10 protein-coding genes are annotated in these 6,209 nt (G+C 46.5%); 8 read left to right on the forward strand and 2 right to left on the reverse strand.

Going from position 1 to position 6,209, the window contains the following annotated elements:
• The first annotated feature begins 79 nt into the window (after positions 1 to 79).
• The 5 genes from BMY52_RS03815 (at position 80) to BMY52_RS03830 (ending at position 4,365) form a co-directional block, all read left to right on the forward strand.
• Positions 80 to 1,750 carry an AAA family ATPase gene (locus tag BMY52_RS03815; protein WP_090251104.1) on the forward strand — a complete coding sequence of 557 codons (1,671 nt, stop codon included), beginning with the start codon at positions 80 to 82 and terminating at the stop codon, positions 1,748 to 1,750.
• Entirely contained in the window at positions 1,737 to 2,591 is an 855-nt protein-coding gene (locus BMY52_RS15090) for a hypothetical protein (RefSeq protein ID WP_143050412.1), read from the forward strand. The genes BMY52_RS03815 and BMY52_RS15090 overlap by 14 nt, the downstream gene beginning before the upstream one ends.
• Positions 2,592 to 2,917: 326 nt before the next feature.
• The gene (locus BMY52_RS03820; protein WP_143050413.1) at positions 2,918 to 3,334 is read left to right on the forward strand and encodes a hypothetical protein; all 417 of its coding nucleotides are present in this window, start codon (positions 2,918 to 2,920) and stop codon (positions 3,332 to 3,334) included.
• A gap of 105 nt (positions 3,335 to 3,439) precedes the next feature.
• Entirely contained in the window at positions 3,440 to 3,850 is a 411-nt protein-coding gene (locus BMY52_RS03825; protein ID WP_090251110.1) for a VOC family protein, read from the forward strand.
• Between the two features lie 149 nt (positions 3,851 to 3,999).
• Positions 4,000 to 4,365 (forward strand): GFA family protein, encoded by a 366-nt coding sequence (locus BMY52_RS03830; protein WP_245740546.1) that lies wholly within the window; start codon positions 4,000 to 4,002, stop codon positions 4,363 to 4,365.
• Between the two features lie 93 nt (positions 4,366 to 4,458).
• Here the strand turns inward: BMY52_RS03830 and BMY52_RS03835 are convergent, their stop codons facing one another.
• Entirely contained in the window at positions 4,459 to 4,713 is a 255-nt protein-coding gene (locus BMY52_RS03835; protein WP_008938367.1) for a Txe/YoeB family addiction module toxin, read from the reverse strand.
• Positions 4,710 to 4,961: a type II toxin-antitoxin system Phd/YefM family antitoxin gene (locus tag BMY52_RS03840; protein ID WP_012137510.1), complete on the reverse strand. Its 252-nt coding sequence runs from the start codon at positions 4,959 to 4,961 to the stop codon at positions 4,710 to 4,712. Before BMY52_RS03840 ends, BMY52_RS03835 begins: the two co-directional genes overlap by 4 nt.
• 169 nt (positions 4,962 to 5,130) lie before the next feature.
• Between BMY52_RS03840 and BMY52_RS03845 the strand changes: the two genes are divergently transcribed.
• The 3 genes from BMY52_RS03845 to BMY52_RS03855 form a co-directional block, all read left to right on the forward strand.
• Positions 5,131 to 5,403 (forward strand): DUF4258 domain-containing protein, encoded by a 273-nt coding sequence (locus BMY52_RS03845; RefSeq protein WP_090251113.1) that lies wholly within the window; start codon positions 5,131 to 5,133, stop codon positions 5,401 to 5,403.
• A gap of 1 nt (position 5,404) precedes the next feature.
• On the forward strand, positions 5,405 to 5,710 hold the full coding sequence (locus tag BMY52_RS03850; RefSeq protein WP_090251116.1) for a CopG family antitoxin: 306 nt from the start codon (positions 5,405 to 5,407) through the stop codon (positions 5,708 to 5,710).
• Positions 5,711 to 5,848: 138 nt separating this feature from the next.
• On the forward strand, positions 5,849 to 6,209 hold a 361-nt coding region (locus BMY52_RS03855; protein ID WP_218140385.1), incomplete at its 3' end, for a LysE family translocator.

Consider the following 6,209-nt stretch of genomic DNA (forward strand, 5'->3'; position numbering starts at 1 on the left):
TCGTTTATAGCTTGAGATTGGTAATTCTCGGTCAAAATATTAAAGTTATATCGGAATAGTTTGGGTGATAGATAGGCGAATGGAAAGAAATGATGAATCACATTTTAATATCTATTTTTGCGGAAGCGCTATTGAATTTCCAGATGTGAAGCGCCCGGCGATAATTTTTTCGCCAGTGAATGATAGCTGGAATGATTTTAGATATAAGTGTAGCTACCGATATCTAATTTATTTTGGAGACGGACGAAGGGAAATAGAAGGCCGCGTATTTCTCGGATTTACGTCAGGTAACGAAAATATCGAAGATAGTGGTCAGCTATCTAATCAAGTCGAGGTAGTCGAGGCGAGTGAACTACCTGATTTTTTTACACTACAGGGAGGCATGAAGGATTATCGTTACTTTGTGAATGAGCATGGAACTGAAGATGCAAACCGCCTTCTCCTGGCTTTCAACGATTTGGTTGCCTGTCGGCGTTTTCCAAAACGAGCGAAACTCGTCGATGTTGCAGTAAAAACGGAAGTATTTAGTTTAGCTTTAATGAGGGACTCTGATCGTTTTTTTGCGTTTCACAATGCGGACACGATTCTTGATGGTTTGGAGGAAGAAAGCTTTTCTAGAATTTCGACTGAGTTTTCACTTTCATATGATCTTGCAGGGTTCCCAGAAAATCACAATTTATATTTGAATTTTGATACGAACAGCATTCTCCCGAAAAGAATCAGCGTGCTAATTGGGCGAAATGGCCTAGGGAAAAGCCAGGCTCTCCACACAATAGTAAGGTCTTTGGTTAAAGGAGATCTGCGTTTCTCTGATCGTGACCACGGTAGACCAATGGTGAGCCGCTTGCTTGCCATTGCTACGCCGGGAGAAACAGCCAATACTTTTCCTCCTGAGCGCCAAAATAAAAGAATTAAGTATCGACGATTGATACTCAATAGGAGTGCGAGAGCCAAGGCCTCAAGGGGGTTCGGTGATCTCTGCGTTCAGCTTGCTCGGTCCGAGGAACTGATTGGCAATAACGACCGTTGGAGACTATTTGAAGATAGCATTCAGCTTTTTTCTAATATTAAGAATGTCGTCATACCTTTGAGCAAAGATATTTCAGTTGCGGCTGATCATGTTTTGAGAGTCAACGGTAAACGTTATGTGCCGCTTTTGAAGCTAAACCATGGGGGAGAGCAGGCTAAATTAGAAGTACAAGGTGCTGTCGTAAGCAACGCTAACCCAATGATGTACATAGAGGATGATATTTTTCCTCTCAGCAGTGGACAACTTTCATTTATTAAGTTTATTGTCCAAGCTTGTTTGTTTGTTGAAAATGGAACCCTCGTTCTACTAGATGAACCAGAAACACACCTCCACCCAAACTTTATATCGGAGTTTGTCAGGATCCTTGATCGGTTATTAAAATCTACTGGATCTGTTGCCGTCATTGCCACACACTCTGCCTATTTCGTTCGAGAAGTCCCTAGAAACCAAGTTCTGGTATTTAAAGGCGACGGCGATGGTCGGGTAAGCATTCAAAATCCTAGACTGAAGACATTTGGTGCAGATGTTGGGACGATCTCTTATTTCGTTTTTGAAGATGAAATTACTAATGGGTTAGTTGAAGATATACTAGATCGATTCCCACAAAATCCTGAAGCTAGAGATTCGTTATTAAAAGAACTAGAAGCAGAGTTGTCCGCTGACGTTGTTATGTACCTGCGCAGGAAGCTGAACATGGAGGAAAATAATGAAGAGAATTGATCCTCCTGCTATTGATGACATTAAAGAGTTACAGCTTCTAGCTAATAACCACGGTCTCGGGAGTTATCCGGGCCTGATGAATGAATATATCCGATTTCGTAGTCAATACAATGTCTATAGTAAAAGCGGTGGAAACCCTTGGAATATAGCTCCATTGCCCATTAGTGACGATTTAAAGAAGGCATTAAGAACTCATTATGGCTCTCCTCCGCAAGGTCGGCTGCAATTTCTCAAAAAGTATCGTCGAGGTTTATCGCCAACAATTTGCCCAATGTGTGGGGGGTTCGGTAATGGTACTTTGGATCACTATCTTCCCAAAGAGGACTACCCAGAGTACTCATTTTTTTCTAAAAATCTTATCCCAGCTTGTAATTGTAACTCGTTAAGAGGGACTACTGTTAAAGGGGTAGCATCTCCTGCAAGAGTAATTCATCCATATTACGATGATTTTCTGCAAGACCGATTGTATCAAGCTGTGTTTCAAGGTGAGTTTTCTGCACCTAGTATTTCTATTGAAATTATTGATAAAAGCCATCCTGAATTTGATATTTTAAAATTTCATCTCGACGAAGTAATTAAAAATGAAGCAACTCAAGGTTGGTTTGAGAAATATTGGAGCGATTTAAGTCAGCGTCCCCATGATAAGCTGGAGTTGGTTCTCCCATTGCCCGCGCAAGATGTGAGCGGAGCTGATTTGAAAGTTGCTCTTGAAAGATATAGAAATCATATGGATAAAGATCATGATACGCCAAATAATTGGCTTTCTATATTCTATACTGGATTGATTAAGGATCATAATCGCTTAGACAAGTTAGCAGCGGTCATAAACAGCAAGAGATGATATATGTGCGCCTAGCTTGGAATAACGAATTTCATGGCAACCATGCCATTAACAAGGAGCGTAAGGCGGACGGCTTTCAGCCGCCGCTTCGCTCAGCGTTGGACGCTGAAGTGAGGTAACCCGTGGGGCTCTCAGTTCCGTTGCAGGCAGACAACAAATCCGTCTCGCCAAATTATCGCGTAATCGACTGGCATGACGCCATGCGGTCCGACGATTGGGCTACGATGGTCGCCATTTTTAGAGATCGGCTGCATGGCAGATTCTTGGAGCCAATCGAACACATAGAGGCAGATAGGAGGATAGGGGGGTTCGCAGGTTTCTCCATAATGGCACTTGATTGCCTGCTTGTTGAGACTTTAAATCAGTTCTATCACGGTCTCGATGAGACACCTAAGGATCACCAAAGACAGTTTTGGAAGTTTTTTAGTGGTAGCGAGCATTTCAAGTCTAACTTCACAAGGAAGGTCTCGGACATTTTTTATAGTCATGTGCGCTGCGGATTACTGCACCAAGCCCAAACAAAGAAAGGCACATTGATTAGGGCCGACCAAGATAGGATGATAAGCCCGGCTCCTGGGGGATTGGTCAATGGGATAATCGTTGATCGCGTCCGTTTCCATGATGCATTAAAGCAGGAAATAGCGACATACATCCGAACGCTGGAATCGGGAGAGGAAGGTGGTGCGGACCTCCGCAATAACTTCATCACAAAAATGCAGTACATCTGTGGAGGGCAGGCCTGATGGCGTCCAACAATCGCATGCAGCCGACCGGCCTGCCTCCGCTGCGCTACTGCAGTCAGGCGGCTGATGCGCGGCGTTAGGCTCCACCAGTTACGGAGGGAGTAAATGGAAATCAAGTGTATTGCGGGTTTTGCGTCGATTACTAAAGATCCTGCGGCAAGTGCATCACTGTATCAGGGCGCCCTAGGTTTGCCGCTGGAGAAAATGGATGATTATCGTTTCATGGATAAATTTCCCGGAGCGAATCATTTCGGAGTATGGCCTCTAGCTATGGCAGCTCAGTCTTGTTTTGGTCAGGAGGAATGGCCTAACCATATTCCTGAGCCGACCGCTACGATTGAATTTGAGTTGGGGGATGCGGCTGCTGTGGAAGCGGCAGTAGAAGAAATGAAGGAAAAGGGGCAAGAGTTCGTTCATGAAGCCCGGACTGAACCTTGGGGGCAGACAGTCGCAAGGTTTATGAGCCCCGAGGGAGTGTTGGTTGGTCTCAGTTATGCGCCATGGCTTCATGAATAATAGCCTAACCATAGCGTCAACGCGGACTGGCTTTTCCGCTGACGCTCCAAAACCAGCCGGTTACGCTGGTCGTTATGTGGACTTCACCTTTAGGCCACGGAAGAGGTTCTAATGACTGATTATTTCGGTTCTTGTGTCTGTGTGGCACAGTGAGTTTTCAGGTAAAAGGTGATTTCGATAGCTTCTACCTGTGCCATTGTCTGCATTGCCAAAAAGACACAGGTTCGGCTCATGCGGCAAATCTATTCTCGCATTCCGCTAAATTGGTCTGGCAATCGGGTTCAGATGCTGTAGCTTCCTTTACGCTTCCTGGCACTCGTCATAACAAAAGCTTTTGCAAGTTGTGTGGTTCAGCATTGCCAAATACACAGGTCGCGGGTTTGCTTGTTGTTCCGGCAGGGTGTTTGGACTCTCAAATAACGATGTTGCCTACGGCGCATATCTTCTCATCCAGCAAAGCTGTTTGGGATGAGCGGTTGGAGGAGGTGTCAAAGTTCGAGGGTCTACCAACGTGAACCGCCACCACATAACTAGTGCATTAAATTCGTTCCGGCCCGATGGGCCTCCACCGGACGCCCTAGTCGGGCGCCGTTTATGCAGGCGTTAAATCAGTAGTGATACCGGAGCTGGGCGATAAGCAAAGCGTCATCCGTGACTTTGTAAACTATTCGGTGTTCTTCGTTGATCCGGCGGGACCAGTACCCGGCGAGGCTGTGTTTTAGGGGCTCTGGTTTGCCAACACCTTCGAACGGTTCTCGCTTGGTCTCTTTGATCAGCTTGTTGATTCGGTTAAGAATCTTTTTGTCGGTTTTCTGCCAGTACAGATAGTCTTCCCAGGCGTTCTCGGAGAAGATGAGTTTCATTCAAGAAGTTCCTTTTCTTGACCACCGCCTTGCTCCAGCTCGGCAACGGATTCCAGCAAACGCCGTGCGTTTTTTGGTGCGCGCAGAAGGTATGCAGTTTCTTGCAGCGCCTCGTAGTCCTCGAGGGAGATCATTACCACTGACTGCGACTTGCTCCGGGTGATGATCACAGGGGAATGGTCTTCACAGACCTGCTCCATGGTTTTTGCTAGATTGGTTCTAGCGGCTGTGTAGCTAATGGCATCCATAGGGTTGCTCCTGTACAGGATATTGGTCATGTTCAGGATACCGTACGCCAAAGGATTTAACAATCGGCTGCACAGCGACCGATTTTCCACCGCTTCGCGGCTCCAAACCGGCGCGTGATCCGGGCGTTAGCAAGATGCCATTAGGCACACAGCCTGCTAGACTAGCCGTATGAAGCAAATAAACTGGAATGCCGAAAAGAACCAGCAGCTGATGAGCGAACGCGGAGTCTCCTTCGAAGACGTTCTGTTTGCTCTCCAGTCTGGTGGTTTGCTTGATGATGGACCTCATTCCAACAGGGAGAAGTATCCAAGCCAGCGTATATTCGTGGTTCGGATAGATGATTATGCCTGGCTGGTGCCGTACGTTGAAAATGATAGGGAGTTCTTTCTCAAGACGATTGTTCCCAGTCGCAAGGCCACCAAGAAATTTTTAGGAGGATAACATGGCGAAAACCAAATTGGATCCTGAAGAGCAAGAATTGCTTGAGGCATACGAATCCGGAAAGTTTGAGTCGGACTTGGATGCTGGTCGTCGCGAGTACCTAGCCAAGATGGCCGAAGAAACATTCAAGAAAGACAAAAGGATCAATATACGTATCTCTAGCCGGGATCTGGAGGCACTTCAGCGTCGGGCTCTGGAGGAAGGGCTTCCTTATCAGTCTCTCGTGTCCAGTGTCCTGCATAAGTATGTCTCTGGTGGCCTGAAGGACATTTCTGCTAACAAGTCAGGCCAGCGGACACGCTATTAACGCGGCAATCAAACAAATCACTTTATTTCGAGCCTAAATTCAGCAAAATCAGTAAGTTACCGGGCGCGCGATGGATATGAATGGTCGCCGGGTTAATAACGCGCGCCGCTGCCTTCGGCGTTAAGCACAGGAATCGCTATGAGCCTGCTTGAAATACTAGCTCTTTTTGGAGCAATGGCAGTTTTAGCACTAGTTCCAAGCACTAGTGTCGCTTTAGTCGTTGCTCGTTCCTCCTCGGCGGGGTTCTCAAACGGTTGTGCTGTTACGGCGGGTATTGTCGTCGGTGATCTTGCTTTTGTGTTTCTAGCTGTTTTAGGAATGGCTGCACTGGCAGAAGTAGTGGGCAGTTTTTTCTTAATCCTGAGATATTTAGCAGGCGCGTATCTCATCTGGTTTGGTATAAGTGCGTATTCCGGAGCAAGGTTGCCACTGATTCCACGGCAAGCCTGCCACCCATTCCAGGGGAAAGCTGCCACTGATTCCACGGCAAGGCTGCCAC

The organism is Ectothiorhodospira marina (assembly GCF_900109495.1).
In the GTDB taxonomy this organism is placed as follows: Bacteria; Pseudomonadota; Gammaproteobacteria; order Ectothiorhodospirales; family Ectothiorhodospiraceae; genus Ectothiorhodospira; species Ectothiorhodospira marina.

Coding starts and splice junctions, on each gene's coding strand:
- BMY52_RS03815 (WP_090251104.1), top strand. CDS start 80: ATGGAAAGAAATGATGAATCACATTTTAATATCTATTTTTGCGGAAGC.
- BMY52_RS15090 (WP_143050412.1), top strand. CDS start 1,737: ATGAAGAGAATTGATCCTCCTGCTATTGATGACATTAAAGAGTTACAG.
- BMY52_RS03820 (WP_143050413.1), top strand. CDS start 2,918: ATGGCACTTGATTGCCTGCTTGTTGAGACTTTAAATCAGTTCTATCAC.
- BMY52_RS03825 (WP_090251110.1), top strand. CDS start 3,440: ATGGAAATCAAGTGTATTGCGGGTTTTGCGTCGATTACTAAAGATCCT.
- BMY52_RS03835 (WP_008938367.1), bottom strand. CDS start 4,713: ATGAAACTCATCTTCTCCGAGAACGCCTGGGAAGACTATCTGTACTGG.
- BMY52_RS03840 (WP_012137510.1), bottom strand. CDS start 4,961: ATGGATGCCATTAGCTACACAGCCGCTAGAACCAATCTAGCAAAAACC.
- BMY52_RS03845 (WP_090251113.1), top strand. CDS start 5,131: ATGAAGCAAATAAACTGGAATGCCGAAAAGAACCAGCAGCTGATGAGC.
- BMY52_RS03850 (WP_090251116.1), top strand. CDS start 5,405: ATGGCGAAAACCAAATTGGATCCTGAAGAGCAAGAATTGCTTGAGGCA.